Source organism: Leptospira sp. WS58.C1, assembly GCF_040833995.1.
GTDB classification, from domain to species: domain Bacteria; phylum Spirochaetota; class Leptospiria; order Leptospirales; family Leptospiraceae; genus Leptospira_B; species Leptospira_B cinconiae.
Map to the genome: position 1 here is coordinate 2,734,972 of NZ_CP162137.1, position 15,384 is coordinate 2,750,355.

Annotated in this window: 13 protein-coding genes and 1 tRNA gene; 2 read left to right on the plus strand and 12 right to left on the minus strand. The window is 43.0% G+C overall.

Features of this window, described 5'->3' with window-relative positions:
• Nucleotides 1–24: 24 nt before the first annotated feature.
• The 3 genes from sufB to AB3N61_RS12515 form a co-directional block, all read right to left on the minus strand.
• Complete coding sequence (sufB, locus tag AB3N61_RS12505) at nt 25–1,437, minus strand: Fe-S cluster assembly protein SufB (RefSeq protein ID WP_020768788.1); 1,413 nt, start codon at nt 1,435–1,437, stop codon at nt 25–27.
• 186 nt (nt 1,438–1,623) lie between these two features.
• On the minus strand, nt 1,624–2,205 hold the full coding sequence (locus tag AB3N61_RS12510) for a peroxiredoxin (RefSeq protein ID WP_020768941.1): 582 nt from the start codon (nt 2,203–2,205) through the stop codon (nt 1,624–1,626).
• 230 nt (nt 2,206–2,435) lie between these two features.
• Nucleotides 2,436–4,442: a hypothetical protein gene (locus AB3N61_RS12515; RefSeq protein WP_367897747.1), complete on the minus strand. Its 2,007-nt coding sequence runs from the start codon at nt 4,440–4,442 to the stop codon at nt 2,436–2,438.
• A 111-nt stretch (nt 4,443–4,553) separates the two neighbouring features.
• On the opposite strand from AB3N61_RS12515, the gene AB3N61_RS12520 reads away from it, so the two are divergent.
• Together AB3N61_RS12520 and AB3N61_RS12525 are read left to right on the plus strand one after the other, a co-directional pair.
• Complete coding sequence (locus AB3N61_RS12520) at nt 4,554–4,958, plus strand: PaaI family thioesterase (protein WP_008595600.1); 405 nt, start codon at nt 4,554–4,556, stop codon at nt 4,956–4,958.
• Nucleotides 4,959–4,981: 23 nt separating this feature from the next.
• Nucleotides 4,982–5,065, plus strand: a tRNA-Leu gene (locus AB3N61_RS12525).
• 4 nt (nt 5,066–5,069) lie between these two features.
• Here the strand turns inward: AB3N61_RS12525 and AB3N61_RS12530 are convergent.
• From AB3N61_RS12530 to AB3N61_RS12570, 9 genes are all read right to left on the minus strand, one after another.
• Nucleotides 5,070–5,828 carry a hypothetical protein gene (locus tag AB3N61_RS12530; protein ID WP_367897748.1) on the minus strand — a complete coding sequence of 253 codons (759 nt, stop codon included), beginning with the start codon at nt 5,826–5,828 and terminating at the stop codon, nt 5,070–5,072.
• 267 nt (nt 5,829–6,095) lie between these two features.
• A complete protein-coding gene (locus tag AB3N61_RS12535; protein ID WP_412758374.1) occupies nt 6,096–7,007 on the minus strand; it encodes a cytochrome C554 and C-prime in 912 nt (303 codons plus the stop codon).
• A gap of 260 nt (nt 7,008–7,267) precedes the next feature.
• Entirely contained in the window at nt 7,268–8,698 is a 1,431-nt protein-coding gene (locus AB3N61_RS12540; RefSeq protein WP_367897750.1) for a sulfurtransferase, read from the minus strand.
• Between the two features lie 11 nt (nt 8,699–8,709).
• Entirely contained in the window at nt 8,710–9,681 is a 972-nt protein-coding gene (locus tag AB3N61_RS12545; RefSeq protein ID WP_367897751.1) for a hypothetical protein, read from the minus strand.
• Nucleotides 9,682–9,699: 18 nt separating this feature from the next.
• The gene (locus tag AB3N61_RS12550) at nt 9,700–10,068 is read right to left on the minus strand and encodes a hypothetical protein (protein WP_020768958.1); all 369 of its coding nucleotides are present in this window, start codon (nt 10,066–10,068) and stop codon (nt 9,700–9,702) included.
• 161 nt (nt 10,069–10,229) lie between these two features.
• Nucleotides 10,230–11,777 carry a sulfurtransferase gene (locus AB3N61_RS12555; RefSeq protein ID WP_367897752.1) on the minus strand — a complete coding sequence of 516 codons (1,548 nt, stop codon included), beginning with the start codon at nt 11,775–11,777 and terminating at the stop codon, nt 10,230–10,232.
• A gap of 305 nt (nt 11,778–12,082) precedes the next feature.
• Nucleotides 12,083–13,177, minus strand: coding sequence for a hypothetical protein (locus AB3N61_RS12560; RefSeq protein ID WP_367897753.1), 1,095 nt, complete (start codon nt 13,175–13,177; stop codon nt 12,083–12,085).
• 93 nt (nt 13,178–13,270) lie between these two features.
• A complete protein-coding gene (locus AB3N61_RS12565; RefSeq protein ID WP_020768830.1) occupies nt 13,271–13,855 on the minus strand; it encodes a helix-turn-helix domain-containing protein in 585 nt (194 codons plus the stop codon).
• Between the two features lie 149 nt (nt 13,856–14,004).
• Nucleotides 14,005–15,366 carry a hypothetical protein gene (locus tag AB3N61_RS12570; protein ID WP_367897754.1) on the minus strand — a complete coding sequence of 454 codons (1,362 nt, stop codon included), beginning with the start codon at nt 15,364–15,366 and terminating at the stop codon, nt 14,005–14,007.
• Nucleotides 15,367–15,384 lie beyond the last annotated feature (18 nt).

Below are 15,384 nucleotides of genomic sequence, written 5' to 3' on the forward strand. Positions count from 1 at the left end.
GAAGGAATACCAGCTTTTTTCCGGTCAGGAAACGGCAGAATCCGAATGTTCGGAAATAACTTTTCCGTCTTCCAGGATCATTCTGATTAGCCGAGTCATCTCCACGGAATATTCCACGTTTAAGTGTTTGGTTACACCCTCACAAAAACCGTTGATGATAAGCAGTTTTGCGTCGTCTTCCGAAAGTCCTCTGGATTGAAGATAGAAGAGTTGGTCCTCGTCGATACGAGAAACGGTCGCCTCATAGTTCAAAGTACCGTTCTGCCCGCTCACATCGTTATAAGGATAGGCATGGGATTGCGAACGATCGTCCATCATTAGGCCGTCACATTTCACATGGCTATATGCGTTAGAAGAGCCTGTTGTGAATTTTACAAGACCTCTATAAGAGTTGATCCCACCATCCAAGGAAACACCTTTTGCCAGAATATTACTGCGAGTGTTTTTACCAACGTGAATGATCCTTGCGCCGGTATCTTGGATCTGACCGGAACCTGCAAAAGCCAAGGAGAGAATATCTCCCGTAGAATTATCCCCTTGTAATACGATACCAGGATACTTGATCGTATTTGCTCCAATATTCACATCCGTCCAGGTGATATGAGCCGCCTCATGACAAAGACCGCGTTTCACAGTCCAATTGTACATATTCTTTTTCCAGTTCTGGATGGTAGTGTAGAATATTTTGGAATTCTTATGAGCGATCAATTCCACCACTGCGGTATGGAAATTTGTGCCTTTATCTTGGACGGAAGAACATCCTTCCGAATATTCCAACTCCGCTCCGTCTTCTGCGATCAAAAGAGTTCTTTCATATTGTCCCGAAGAAGCTGCAGTCACTTTGAAATAAGCCTGCAAAGGCATAGGAGTTTTCACGCCTTTTGGAACGTATGCGAAAGATCCTCCCGAAAAGACCGCCGAGTTCAATGCGGAGAATTTATTATCTCCGATAGAGACTACAGTCCCGATATATTTGCGAACGATCTCAGGATATTCGCGGATCGCAGTATCTATATCGCAGAAAATAATTCCTAGATCGGTAAGTTCCTTTTTGACGTTAGCGTAAACAGTCTCGGAATCTTCCATGGCCTCGATCCCTGCCAGGTATTTTCTTTCGTGTTCGGGGATCCCAAGTCTTTCAAAACTTTTTAATACTTCCGGATCCACTTCGTCCCAGGATTTTTTCTTTTTATGATTTGCGCCTATATAATGCACATACTCGTCTATATCCACTTTGAAGTTGGGAAAAAATCCCCAACTAGGCATAGGTTTACTTTCAAAAACTTTAAATGCCTCTAGACGGAACTCGGTCAGCCAAGCAGGCTCATTTTTGATATGGGAGATGGACTCCACCACCTTGCGTGTAAGTCCTTTGGGAAAATTATCCGCACGATAATATCTGTCTTCGTCGGATATGATCTCAAGTGCTTGTGCCATAATATTGTTCTCCCATATCTTAGACTTTAAAAAGAAAGATGCAACCCTTTCCGAAAGTCTAAAAGGCGAGTTTTGCCAGCTGCGAGCTATTATAACCAGATTTTAAGGATATGGTCGCTTGGACCAGGAGAAATTCTAAGAAAGGAGAATCCGGCCGATACGACCGGATTTTCCGTAAATATTGGATTAGTTTACCGCGGAGAAGTATTCTTTGGACTTTTCCGGATCCGCTTTCATGGTTTTTTTGCCTTCGTCCCAGTTTGCAGGGCAAACTTCGCCGTGTTTTTCCACGTATTGGAAAGCTTTCACCAAACGGATCGCTTCATCAATGTTTCTTCCTACAGGAAGGTCGTTGATGGTAGACTGACGGATCACTCCGGCAGGATCGATCACAAAGGTACCTCGAAGCGCGACTCCGCCTTCGGTAAGAACTCCGTAATCTCTTGCGATTGACTTCGTTATGTCAGCAATTAGAGGATACTTGATATCTCCCAATCCGCCTTGTTTACGAGGTGTGTTTTTCCATGCAAGGTGAGTAAAAGCGCTGTCCACGGAAACTCCTAGAACTTCCGCTCCGATTTTTTTGAATTCGTCCAATTTTGCATCGTACTCGATGATCTCAGTTGGGCAAACGAAAGTGAAGTCGAGGGGCCAGAAGAATAGAACAACCCACTTTCCTTTATAGTCGGAAAGTTTGATTTCCTTGATTTGCTGACCGATAACGGCTTCTGCTTTAAAGTCCGGTGCGAGTGAAGTAACTTGAGGCATTTTGCTCTCTCCTATTTAGAATCATTCTAAATTTAGACAGCCAGGAAGGAAAGCAGTTTTTCTTTTTTTCTGAAAAACGAAATATTTCAACCAATCGCAGTTTTCAGACAGAATTTCAGGTTTAATAAGTTTTTTCGCACGGAGATCACAGAGAACACTAAGGGGCTTTAAATGAAAGCGATTCCCGTATTCTGTTCTTAGCTCCGTGTGCTCCGTAGTCTCTGTGAACCTTACCCCTTGGCCATTAGATATTTTTCCATGAACTCTGTGATGTCCTTGATGTTGCGATTGATCATCTTTCTAAGTTCGGGAGGGATGTTCTGGGATTTGATCACACGATAATAGTTCAGAGCATTTTTCAACATTTTGCGGCGGGCGAATTCCTGGGCCTTGATCAGCATAGGTTTATACTTATAATATGAGTATTCCATAATACTGTAATTCTTAGAAAGTTTAAATGAATGAGGTATCTTCCCGAAATCATAGGTCAAGGTCAAGAACGGAGCATCGTCCACTTCCGGAGGTTTTAACTCCAGAATACCGTGGATCATCTTAGGCTCGTCGTCCTGTCCTCCGCTTGGGCCTTCCGGACGATCTTGGTCTAAAGGTTCCAGGCCTCCATCCAGTACTTCAATTTCGGGAGCTTCTTCCGCGCTAGGAGAAGGAGCCGGTGCGGAACTCGGAGCCCCAGGTCCCGCGAGTGGAGGAATTTCAGGTGTATATTCTTCCCGTTTCGTTTCATCCACAGGATCGGGAAGATCTATTTTCGGTAATTCTACTGGACCTGGCGCAGAAGCAGCTTCTCCACTGGGAGCCGGTGCTGGTGCAGCTTGAGGAGTTCCTTCAGGCTCCCCTCGTAAAACTTTATCTTCCGGATCGGGTAAACGGATCGGAACAAGATCGATCTGAGGAAGTACAGGTGCTGCATAACCTGGGATCTGATCGGAAAGAGGATATTCAGGTCTTGGCCAATCCTGAGGTAAAGGTTCTTCTAATGCTTGCTCTTCTCTTTCTTGGCGTTTTTCCTCCGCCTTCTTCTTGAGATAATCATCTCTCTCTTGGAAAAGATCTTCTTTCCTTCTATCTTGTTCCCCTCTTCTATCCTTACGAGAACCTTCTCCACCTCTTCTATCTGCTTGGGAGCGACGGTCTTCTCCCGTCCTTCTATCCACAAGAGGAAGGTCTTTAAACTTATCCCATTCATCCGTGAAGAACGTATCTTCCGGAAGATCCATCTCATTCGGATTTAGGTGTTCTTGGTCTTTCGGTTTCGGAGAAGGTTCGGAAGGAGCAAAATCTTCCGGGCCTACAGGACCCGGACCACCGCTTGGAGGAGGACCGCCAGGCCCAGGAGGAAATCCTCCTGGAGGGGAAGGAACTCCCGCACTATAAGAAATAGGCGCTCCGGGTGGAGGCGGAGGCATCGGCCCGGAAGAAGGGGCATAAGAAATAATTTGATAAGATACCGGCCCCGGCGGTAATTCCGCAGGAAGTTTCGGGACCTCCATTCCGGGAGGAGCTTGGATCTGGATCGGATTAGCAAATCCCTGGGAAAGATTATTTCCTAATGCCTGGCTGATATCCTTGATCGCTTTGACCAGATCCCCCATGGGAATCGGTGGTCCGGTATAATTCGGATCATCCGGAGTGTACGTCTCTTCTTCCGGAGGAGAACTTAGATGATCTTCGATCGCTTGGATATTATTGTCTATTTTCTCGTTAATATCCGCATCAGGAATTCGAGCATTAGTTCTTTTTAATATTTCTAATGCGCCTAAAAAGTTCTCCTTATCCACCAATGCTTCCGAATGAAGCAAAGGTCTTCGATGATGAGCATAACGAGAATTATTCCGAATGATATCGTCGGTTGCATGAGGAAGTTGTAATTTTTCCTTCTTCTTTAATCCTGGATAGTTCGGTTTTTCGCCGCTTCCGGAAGGAGGACTCCATTCTTCCTTAGGTTTTTCCGCTTCTTCCCGACCGCCACCTCTTTGTGGTGATGAGGAAGTCGGAGAAGAGGAAGAATCTTGGTCTCCTACATTGACTAGTTTACCGCGATCAGCCGGAGCAGGACTTCCCCCACCGGAGGAGCCAGAGCCGGGACCACCTCCTCCACTCGCAGCACCGCCTCCAGGAGAAGGCGTAGGACTTCCGGAAGATCTATTCGGATCTCTGAATAAAGTGTATGCTCCTGCTCCCGCAGAAAGAAGTCCTAGTAATAAAAGAAGGGCCGTCATTAGAAAAAATCTTACCTAGTATTTTCGACAGAACATTACGTCGTTCTTAAACGGGACCCAATAGCTTTTTTCCGATTGACACCATGAATGTTAAGTAATAACTTGACATATATGAAATCAACGGTTCGGGAAAACCTGAGCTTCGGGTCTAGTCCTGATAATCCGGACGGTCTTCAATTAAAGATCACCTTTGATGAGGACACAAAAACCGCTTACGGCGACTACACGGTTCCTGAAAAGTTCCAAGGGTCTCCGGACGTGATCCATCCCGGAATCATCGCCACTATTTTGGACGAAATCATGGCCAAAATCAATGAGGCGATGAATTTTAAAACAACAACCGGCGAGTTGACGATCCGCTTCTTGCAACCTGCCCAAGTAAATCAACCTCTGCATTTACGTGGCTGGTTTGTTAAAAAGAACAAAAAAGTGATCGAAAACAGAGCCGAAATCGAGAACGAGATCGGTAAGATTGTTGCCCGCGGTAAGGGCAAATACATCGAACTCGATTCCTGATCCAATAAGGAATTATAAAACCCGCCGATGTGGTGGAATTGGTAGACGCACTGGATTCAAAATCCAGCGGGGGCAACCCCGTGTCGGTTCGACTCCGACCGTCGGCACGGGTTATGTACCGCTTACAGTAGCGATTGCTTCCTCAAAGGCATCCTTCTCCACTTGGTCGATCGCTTCTAAGATTAAATCCATTTCCTCTCGAGTCATCCCGGAAAATAGTTCTTCTCCCTTTGTGAGGATACCTGCTCCGAGCATAATACCTTCTACTTCTTGCTGCGTATATGTTTTCGTTTTGGACTTCATCGTATTAACGACTGCATCCATGAGTTGTTTGATCTTAGAAAGAAGTTCCTTATCCGAAAGTGTGGCGAATAATCTTAAAATATCTTCCCGAAATTGGTCCGCGTCTTTTTTAGAAACCGAAGCAAGAACCTGATCAAAGACTGATTTATTCGTGAGATCCTTCCCTTCTTTTAATAATTCTTTTGCTTTCGAAAACATGATCTCTTCGAATCTGTGAGCGGTTACATAAGAATGTAATGCTGCAAATCCGGCTTGGAATGCTGACTTTAAATGGCGACCCAGTTTGAATACGGCTATACTCAAAGAGCCTAAAAGCCCGAATACTTTTGGCGGAGAATGTACAAATCCCGCCAAGGATTCGAACGCACCGTCTAATTTCTTCCTACCCGCGTATTCCGGGTATAGCAGTTCCAGAAAGTAGCGTACTAAAAGATCCACTTTCTCCTCCGGGATGGAAGAGAACTTTGGATACTTAGATAGATTGTTTTTGGAATATCTCCGTTTTAAGGCTTCTCTATATGCACTTATTAATTTTGGGAATTCCGGTTCTTCTAATATAGATGCCATACTCGGGATGATTTTGGGGATCTGCGGTAGATTCGGAAACTAGTTTTTTGCTGTTTCGCACAGAGAACACAGAGAGCACGGAGTGTTTATTTTTCACGCAAAGCCGCAAAGAAAAGAAGATACGCAATGTAGGAATTCCAACATCCAACTTAACTATCGCGTGTTGGAACTCCTACACTCCTCACCACCCCTCTGTGATCTCCGTGCACTCCGTGCGAAAAAAATCCTTAGCGGTCTTTGCGTCTCTGCGTGCGAATATCCCTGCGTTTATTTTTTCCATTCGAGACGAGCCAATTCGTATTTTGCAGCGTTTGCTTCTTCTAATGCCTTTTTTAAATTCGGCAAAACCCAAAGTTTTGTATCTTCTGGAAATGTATCTCTGTAGTTCCAATTATCCTGAAACATTCTTTTATAATATTCTTTCGGATCTACTGTAACGATGAATTCGACCCGTTTGATTTTGGAAAATTCTTCTTTTGATATTTGGACACGAAGAAGAGCGGATTCTCCCGGAGAAAGTCTTGTATCGAAAATTTCTTTCTGCAATTCTAAATCCAACATCCAGCCTAATGTTTTCTCGGAGATCTTTTTTCTTTTTCCAGTGAGGGATTCTGTCCAAACTTCTAAATATACTTTTGGGACCGAATAACTGGGAAATGAATGCCCTACACCGGAGTTTTTGAGTTCGGAAATAATTTCGGCTTCTTCTTCTTTTGGGAGTACTTGTAAAGAAGTTTGGACCCCACGTTTTACCATTTCAGCGTCGGAGATACCTTTCCATTCGTGCTTTCTGTCCGGCATATGGCAGTTCTGGCATTGCACGTTAGAATCTGCAAATCCAGACCTTCTCCATTGATCGTAGGTATCCATCAGAAACTTTCCGTTTACCTGTTTTGCGGTATCGGGAGATTGATGGCAGTTCTTACAAAATTCGGACTCTTCGAATTCCTTTTGGGGAAGAAAACCTTGGTGAGGAATATTCGAATTTTGGAATATTCTATCCTTAGCCCAGTCTTTGGGAAACGGTCCGTATATTTTTCCTTTTCGGAGATGGCAACTTACGCATTGGACTCCGTTTTCTTCACTTCCCGGTTTCCAAGCTGGATCGGATACTTCTCCCCAACCTAAACGAGAAAGTAAGATGTTTTTGGTTTCCGGATTTGGGCTATGGCAATTCATACAATTTTCGGATCCGTGTTTTCCGATCCGAGGTAATTGCCAAAGAAAGCCCGGGCCAACGGCCCGGGAGTGAAGTGCCGACTTCCATGAACCGAACTGTTGTAAATGGCAACTCCCGCAAGAGGCCGGGTTCGGATCTACTGAAAGCGAGCCTTGGGATTCGAGGGGGAATGCCCAATGCCTTTGGTGAAACCCTTCTTCTTTACAATACAAAAAGAAGAAGGCCGCCGCAATAAATGCAGCCAGGAAGAATAAAGAGGTTATCCTCCGCAAGGATTTCCCCCACCACCGCCTCCTGAACCACCTCCTCCGCCGCCGGAGGAAGCAGAACCTGAAAGATATTTTTTATCCTGGTCTATGATATCGTTCGTACCTTTCGCAAAATTTCGGTCCGGTGTGAAATAATTACCTAAATTAGAAATATTGGATGCGTCTATTCCCGATTTTCCTACGTTATACGTAATCGATTCAGTAACAGCGGATCTGTCCGTTCTCCAAGGAGATACCGCGCTTAGATTGGACCAAGCAGCGCTGGGATCGTAAGCAAGTGATCCCCATTCTACCCAAGAGCCGTCATAAAATCTGGTCGGATATCCAAGGATCGCAAGCGTGGCAAATCCGGTGATGGAAGATCTTACGTTCGTTCTGCAATACGCAATTATCGTCTGTCCGTTCGTATATCCATTCGTAGAGAGAAGGTTTTGAAGATCCGATTTCGGTAGGAACTCCTTGTTCGCATTGATAAAGTTCGCGAAAGGAATGTTCTTTGCTCCCTTAATATGGCCTTCGAAAGGTGTATAACAACTAGGGGTATCCGCGCAAGTATAAGTAGAAGCTCCAATTGTTGTTCCGGAACCATCGTATTCCGCGGCAGTCCTTGCATCTAAAATAAAACTTCCTCCTTCGGGCGCAGGTGTGGAACTTTCGAAAGTCGGATTTGTAATCCCTTGGACCGCATTAAAAACATCCGCTAATGTAGCCTGCAAGATCGTGTGATCCCGATACAAACCTCCTAGATTACCCGCCCCGCTAGTTGTAGGAACAGTGTAGGAAGACCCGCCGGTAAGCTCGGAAGCTACGATCTTTGCGGAAATCGCTCCGTTCAAAACGGCAAGATGATTTTTTTCCACTCCCCAATAATACATTGTATACCAAGATCGAAGGGTCAGCATCAAATTTCCGTCACTCGGAACATCTTGTGCAAGGACGATCAGATCCGTTGCCGGATTGGCTCCGAAACGTTTTAAGAATGCGTCGATATTCTTGCCCTCCGGAACGATTGTCTCCGTATCCATCAGACCGTTAAATCTGGTCTGTCCAAAAAAAGTATAATCCGTAGAACTTGAACTGATCCCATACACTCTCACACCAGCCTCGGGTCTTACATAAGAACCGGAAAGAGATCCGCTGCTGATCTGAAAGATGATGAGCCTTCCGCTGATCGCAGAAGGATGATTCGCAGCCCAATTCGATCGCCAAAATTCCAAAGTGGACGCAGTGATGAGTCCGTACGAATTATTATTATAATCGTCGTCGGATACCGACAAAAGTTGAGAAGTCCCGAAAACCTGCACAGGTTGCACCAAAGCAAGCTTCTGATATGGAGTGATATACTCCGGCGCACCGCAGTATCCAAGAAAAGGGATTAGTAAAACACGAATTCCTAATTTTCTAATATTAAAATCGAACATATTCCCTCCGATCACAAGTTAAACGGAAAATTGATCAAGAACCCGAAGGTCTTTAAGATTGCGGTGTTGTATCCGGAATATGTATGAGAATAGAAGAAGTTATAATAATTCCCGTACTTATCCGTATACCCCAAACTTACTTCCACGTTATGATATACTTCCTTTCTTCCCCAAGCAGGCCTTTCGTGCTCTAGGTAATAATTGTACCAATCCTGCCCGAAAGGAGCAATAGAAGGCGGATCCAACTGGATCAAGTTTAAAGGAGGAGTTCCTCTTGGATCGGCGAAAGCATATCCTCCTTGTCCGATCTGTCCTCTGCTTCCAACAATGAAGATAAAAGAATCGAAAAAACGTTTGTACAGCGCTCCGAAATAAAGAATATCATCCGGTACCGGTTTTTCCCTTTTCCGATAACTCCATTCACCCAAAGCGCCGACTCCCCAAATGTTGAAGTCTTTTCCCAGATAGATATTTACCTCTGCACCGTTCGATCCATCTCCTAAAGCCTGAGGATTTCTATCATAATCTCCCTTTTTAATCCCACCAACCCTTACGCTTATTGTAGGGATCCAGATAGAATCGAAATCATATTCATCCAAAATCTTGTAGCGTAAACCCGCTCTCGAATCAATGATCCCGTATTTGTCCGGTTGTTCAGGTGAAGTTAAGGTCCCGAAATAACGGTCTATTAATTGGGTTCTTCCCAATTTACCGAAACCTGTCTGCAAATCCATAGTCAGTCTGTCAGTGATCCCATACTCGAACGCAAGAGCGCCCACATTGATACGGACATCGTCGTCGTAAGTGGTATGGTATTTACCCACGTATGCGGAATCGTAGACCGAATTCACCGCGGTAGTCCGGACCCATAGTTGTCTTTGGTAAGGAGCCCAAACCGTCTGAGAGAATAATTCCCCAATAAAAAAAGGTTGGGCCAAAAATAGAAGGGGAAGGAGAACTCCCTTCTTAATTAAATATTTCATTATATAAAGATTCCCTGCTTAATCCCTTTTCTCCTCCAACTTCAGGTTGAAGCGGATACTTACGAAAAATTCCAAAGCGGAAATCTGTTCTTCAGACAATTTGCCCGCCAAATCCTCCAGGTTTACCCTTCCTTTTTCCGAGTTGGGCAAGGAACCTTGCAGATATTCCAACCGGTTTTTCTGCGATTTTGCGAGATCTTCTTTTTTAGGGTCTAAGGCGACTTCTCCGTTATAGATTGCTTTGCCGAGATTGAACTTCTCTCTTTCCTTTCCGCGAAGCGCCTGACCGGCCACTCCACCTCCTCCGAATCCCCCGGAAGCGAAAAGTGTTTCCAAAGAAGAGAAAAATAATACGCCTATGAGCGCATATATATATAAGATTTTCATAAAACAGTAACTCCCTCTTTTTTTTATAATCCGCCTTAAAAACTTAGGTTATCGATAAGCGTTTAATCACGGGTTTAAAAAACCTGGACCATTGGGACCGGTTCTTATGTTACGGAATCGAAGAGGGCGAGATTCACCCACCCTCTTTATCTAAGTCGCGACTATTGATTTTTGTAATTCCAGTCTTCCACAAAGGCCGCTTTGGTAGTAGTAGCCGAAGAGTTGATTTGGAAATAATCCACAGTGGATTTTTTTACACCGGAGTTATAGTGCGGGCCTAATCCGGATCCCCTGGCGCCGGACTCGATCACACCTTGAACGTCCGCAGCAAATTTAACCGGAACGGAAGGATAAGAAGAAGCCCCAGCAGTCACATCGTCGTTGAAATTCGCAGCCGGGAAGTTACCTGATAAGAACCCGAAGATACTCCACCCATCTTCCAAGAATACGGTTGGACGTCCCAAGATTAGAAGAGTGGAAATACCGCTCGTCTGAGTTCTGGTATTTGTCCTACAGTATTGAAGAATAGTTTGGCCTTCTTCATATGCAGGCGCACCTGCATTAGGTCCGCCGGTGGTTCCGTAAGTATCCCAAATATCCTTAACATCCGCTTTGGATTTGAACTTGAGGGTATTAAAAGTCCCTGCTGCTGAAGTAGTATAAGCGTAAGTGTTGTCCAAAGACGCCCGATCAATTAAGTTAAAGTGAGGAACGAATACCGCTCCTTTCAAGTGACCTTCGAAAGCGACTGCTCCACCTGAAGTTTTAGTGGTTACAGTTGTGTTCTCTCCACCATCGTATTCTTGCCATCCAGCAGTCGAAGTATACGCGCCAATAGTGTTGGTATTATTTTTAGTTCTGTTATCGGAGATCAAAACGCTGGAAGAAAGTCCCTTTACACTATGGTTTCCGTTGTTCTTCACTACCTCGATAGTATCTTCGATGCTCAATGTTAAGATTCTGTTATCCACATTCTTCAGTTGTTTCACCGAGAATGTTCCGTTCAAAGGAGGAACAGACTCGTCGGTATCATTGCCTAATTCCGCTTCAGGGAATTGACCTTTAATAGTTCCGTTCAAGATAGCAAGATGTTCGTGCGCCACACCCCAATATCTTAACGAATAATGTTGGTGACCGATGGATCCGTAGTTATCTCCGTTACCGCTTGCAAAAACGATCAGATCCTTAGTAGGATCTACCCCGTAAGTTTGGAACCATTCGTCGATGCTTGCGCCGCCGATAATTCCGAATCCTCCAGTTGTTGCAGTTCCGCCAGGAATAGAAATCAAACCGTTGTATCTGGTTTCTCTAAAAGTTTTCCAAGAATAAAGCGCTGAGTTGTTTCCATCAACGGAGATAAAAACTTTCACTCCGGTCGTAGGAAGGATTAAACTTTTATTCGAATCCGCTCCCACTTTGTTTGCTTGAAAGATCACCAAATTTCCGGTAATTCCTGCTGGCCTATTGTTTGCCCAGTCGTTTACCCAAGTTCTAAGTGTAGATGCCGTGATTAGACCGAATCGATTCTCGTTATAATCGTCCGCAGATTCGATCGCTAGATCGGAAGCGCTGGCAACTTTTACACTTGAAGTTCCCCCGCTGATTGCCGCTAACGCTAGTGCGGAACTATCCGAAGTTCCCTCCCCACAATTCCCGAATAATCCCAGCGCAATTGCCAGGAGGCTCGAATAAATGAGCATATTTTTCATTTTGTTCTCCATTGCTGGTCCGGTTCGGGGTTCCCTCATGTTTATTCCACTGCGGACTCTAAGAACAAAATCGATACAGAGTTTCGCTATTACCAAGATTATTTCATTATAACGAATATAATTTCCAATAAATTAGATAATATACTATAACTAAGAACCAATTTTTTAAACAAAACAGACTAAACTCTAAAAAATCGGAAACAAAATGGAAGGTAAAAATGTTTTTGTGAATTTAGGCTGCGTTATTTTCCGCTAAGCAGAATATTCAGGAATTACAAATTATTTTTTTATAATGTAATTTCACTTTAAAAGGAGATACGAGGTCCTAAATAGATCAGGTCCCCGCCCCATTTATAGAAAGGATCAAAAACCAAAAGATAGGCAAATGCAAGAACCAATCCGAAGCACAAGATCCATTTATCCCGCTTGGAAAATCCACTTCGAAAGCGGATCAACCAAAGAGCGATCCACGCCGGATAGAATAAATGAGAAAACACTCTCGTACTGTCTGCAGTGAAAAATGTAATGACAAAGGCCCCGAAGCACACCAAGAGGATCGATACCTTTTTACGTGCCAGATTCTCTAAAAACAAAAATAACAAACCGTTCCAAAAAGAAACTAAGGTAAGAATAAGATGTTTCGTGTGCATAGAATACCAACGCGCAAAACCCAAGGACTGCGCGGTATCTAACCTTCTTTCATTCCATTCTATTCCATTGAGATAGAAGATCAGAAAAGAAGAAATTCTTCCAGCGAATATCCCAAAAAAGAAGACCTTTAATATATCTCGATCTATCTCTTTTTTCTCCCAAAAATACAAAAATAGAACGAAAAGAGAAATCGGCACGAATTGATAAAAATGGGTCCAAGATCCCAGCACAAAAAGGAAAAATAAAACGTAAGAGTGGATCTTCTTCCCTGGATACTGATCTCTCTGATCCAAAAATATAATTAGCAATACCGACCAGAAGAACGTAAGATGATCCGCAAAACCGATCCAATTATTTTGGATAAGATAAACGGGAGAAAGAAGTAAGAAAAAACCCAAAAAGACCCCGGTAAAACTTCCTCTAAAATAATAAGCGTAGGAAATCAGGATTGCGGAAGTAATATATAATAGAAACTTACAATATCTTTTGAACTCTTCCGGAGAAAGATCTATCCCGAAAATTTTGAGATGATACGGAAATAAAAAGGAATCCGAATCGTATTCCGTAGAAAGATCGGATTTAGAAAGATAATAAAATCCGGAATTGATCACCTGAGATTGGGAAGACGTCTTGTATAAAAGGTATGAGGCTTCCTTTAAGAAAAAAATAGAAACAAGTCCGATCAGTAAGGACAAAATCAGCCTTTTTCGCTTGGAGAAACTTTCTAGGATGTTATTAAGGATCTTCATCTAACCGACAAACTTTTCCTAGAGTGAAACGTCCGGATTATACTCAAAGCCCCCTGAAGAATTGCAATTAACAAACGCGAACAGGAATCTATTTCAGTCGTCGGAAAGAGAAGAGGACCAGATCAGATAAGAGTCCTTCTCCCCTAAATTTGCAAGCTCTTGCAGATCTTTTCCCAAAAAGGTCATGCTGTCACCTTCTTGCAAGTCGAACCATTTACCTCCCACTTTCAAACGTAGCGCGCCTGACTGTAGGAATAAATTCTGTCTTTGTTTGGATTGCACTTTTGTAATAAACGTTTTAGCGACTCCAGGCAGAAGCCTAATCTCAAATAGTCTAGTTTGAAATCTAGTTTCTTCATGAAGAAGAGGACGGATCACGTACTGATTCTCCTCCACTGAACTTCCGGTGGAGTCTTCTTTCCTGTAAATTTTAGGAAATTCTTCCTTAGAAAATTCCATAAGACTGGACAAAGGTAAACGGATCGCCTTGGAAATTTTCCATAATAAAGCGATGGAAGGTGCGGCTTTTCCGGATTCGACCAAGCTTAACATTCCTCGGCTCACTTGAGATAATTCTGCAAGCTTTCCTAGTGAAAGACCTAACTCTTGTCTTCTCTTCCGAACCAAGGTCCCAATGGATTGGATCAGGCCTCTTTCCATCGGATCGATCGTCGGCATACTCGGTTCTCCCCACTGAAACGGAATTTTGTTTATCCCGAACAGTTATAATAAGAATTATTCCAACTTATTAGAAATATAGTTTAAAATAACAATCAAAATTCTATAAAAACGAATAAAATTATAATTTAACTGAAATATGATGTTTTCTAAAGAGAATTGGCAATTTTAGAAGAAAAGCGAACTCGAATCCAGATTAGAAGAATGGGCAAGAAGATAAAACTAACAGAGAGCAAAAGTAGATCAGGATGTACATAAAAACCTTTTTCTACTACGGATCTCCAATCTCCTAGGTTTGCGAAATTCAAATAAGAAAACTGTCCTAAAAACAAAAACATCCAAGAAGGCCAAAAGTTCCTCGGGAACCTGAGTAAAAACGGGAACATCCAAAGTAAATACCAGGCATTGACCACAGGACAGAAGTAAAAGAACAAGAAGAATGTGATCCCGATCTTCTCTTCCTTCTCCAAATCGGAAGTATATCGTTTATTCAAAAAGATCAATGTACTTAAAATGGAAGGAAGCGCCCAAATCGCCCTAGATAATTCTCCGAATGTAGCATGAAGGATATTATAACCCAGAGGAAAGAATGTAAAACTTCCTATAAAGCTGCGCAGAGACGTAAAATCAGTCTCCTTGGAAAAGAATAGAAAAGGTGAATATGCTAATACTATTCCTAAAACCGCTAAACTCGGATCAATTACCGTTTTTTTCCAGTTATGATTTTTTTCCCAATGCCATTTTAATAAAAAAGGAAAAAGTAAAATTCCGAATCCTTTTACTGCCAGGCTAAGTCCCCAAACAAAGAAGCTTAGACGAAACTTATACTTCTCCATTAAATAAAATGAAAAGAACAAAAAAAAGATCCCTATTATATCCGGATGTGCATTCAGAAAGACCTCTTTTATGAGGACCGGATTCCAAAAGTATATTGCGGAAGATCGAGTCCCGTATTTCGTCCGGATCAAAAAAAATAAAAGAATATCGGGAACCAAAAGAAAAAGTTTCAGCGCCCAGAGCTTCCAAGGAAATAAAAGGTGGATTAAATAAAAATAGATCTCGAGTAGAGGACCGTAAATGGTAGGCCAGTCCGGATGATTGATCCTAGAAAGTATTTCCGTTCTGATCGGATCTATTTCTCCAAAGAATGATTCCGGTTTGATCCCATACGGGCTTCCTTTTTCGGAACTAATCCAACCATCCCAAAGATAACGAGCCCAATCATCTTCGAAGATCGGAGTGGATAAGATCAAAACTCCTCGAAGAAGAACTCCTAAAACAAAACCGAACCTATCTGACGTTTCGAAAGTTTTAGAAAAAAATAAAAATCCGTAAACGGCGCAGACTCCGCAAAACCCAAAGATGTACAAACTTCCATTTAAACTTCTCCCTAAATTTTTCTTTTCCCAGAAGAGAAAAATGCTAAAATACGCAAACGCAGCCAAGATCCAGATCAGATAGGTCCGATTTAGAATCCGGTTTCCTCTTTCTTGAATCCTTTCAAATTCCAAGTTCTATTCCCCATTTAA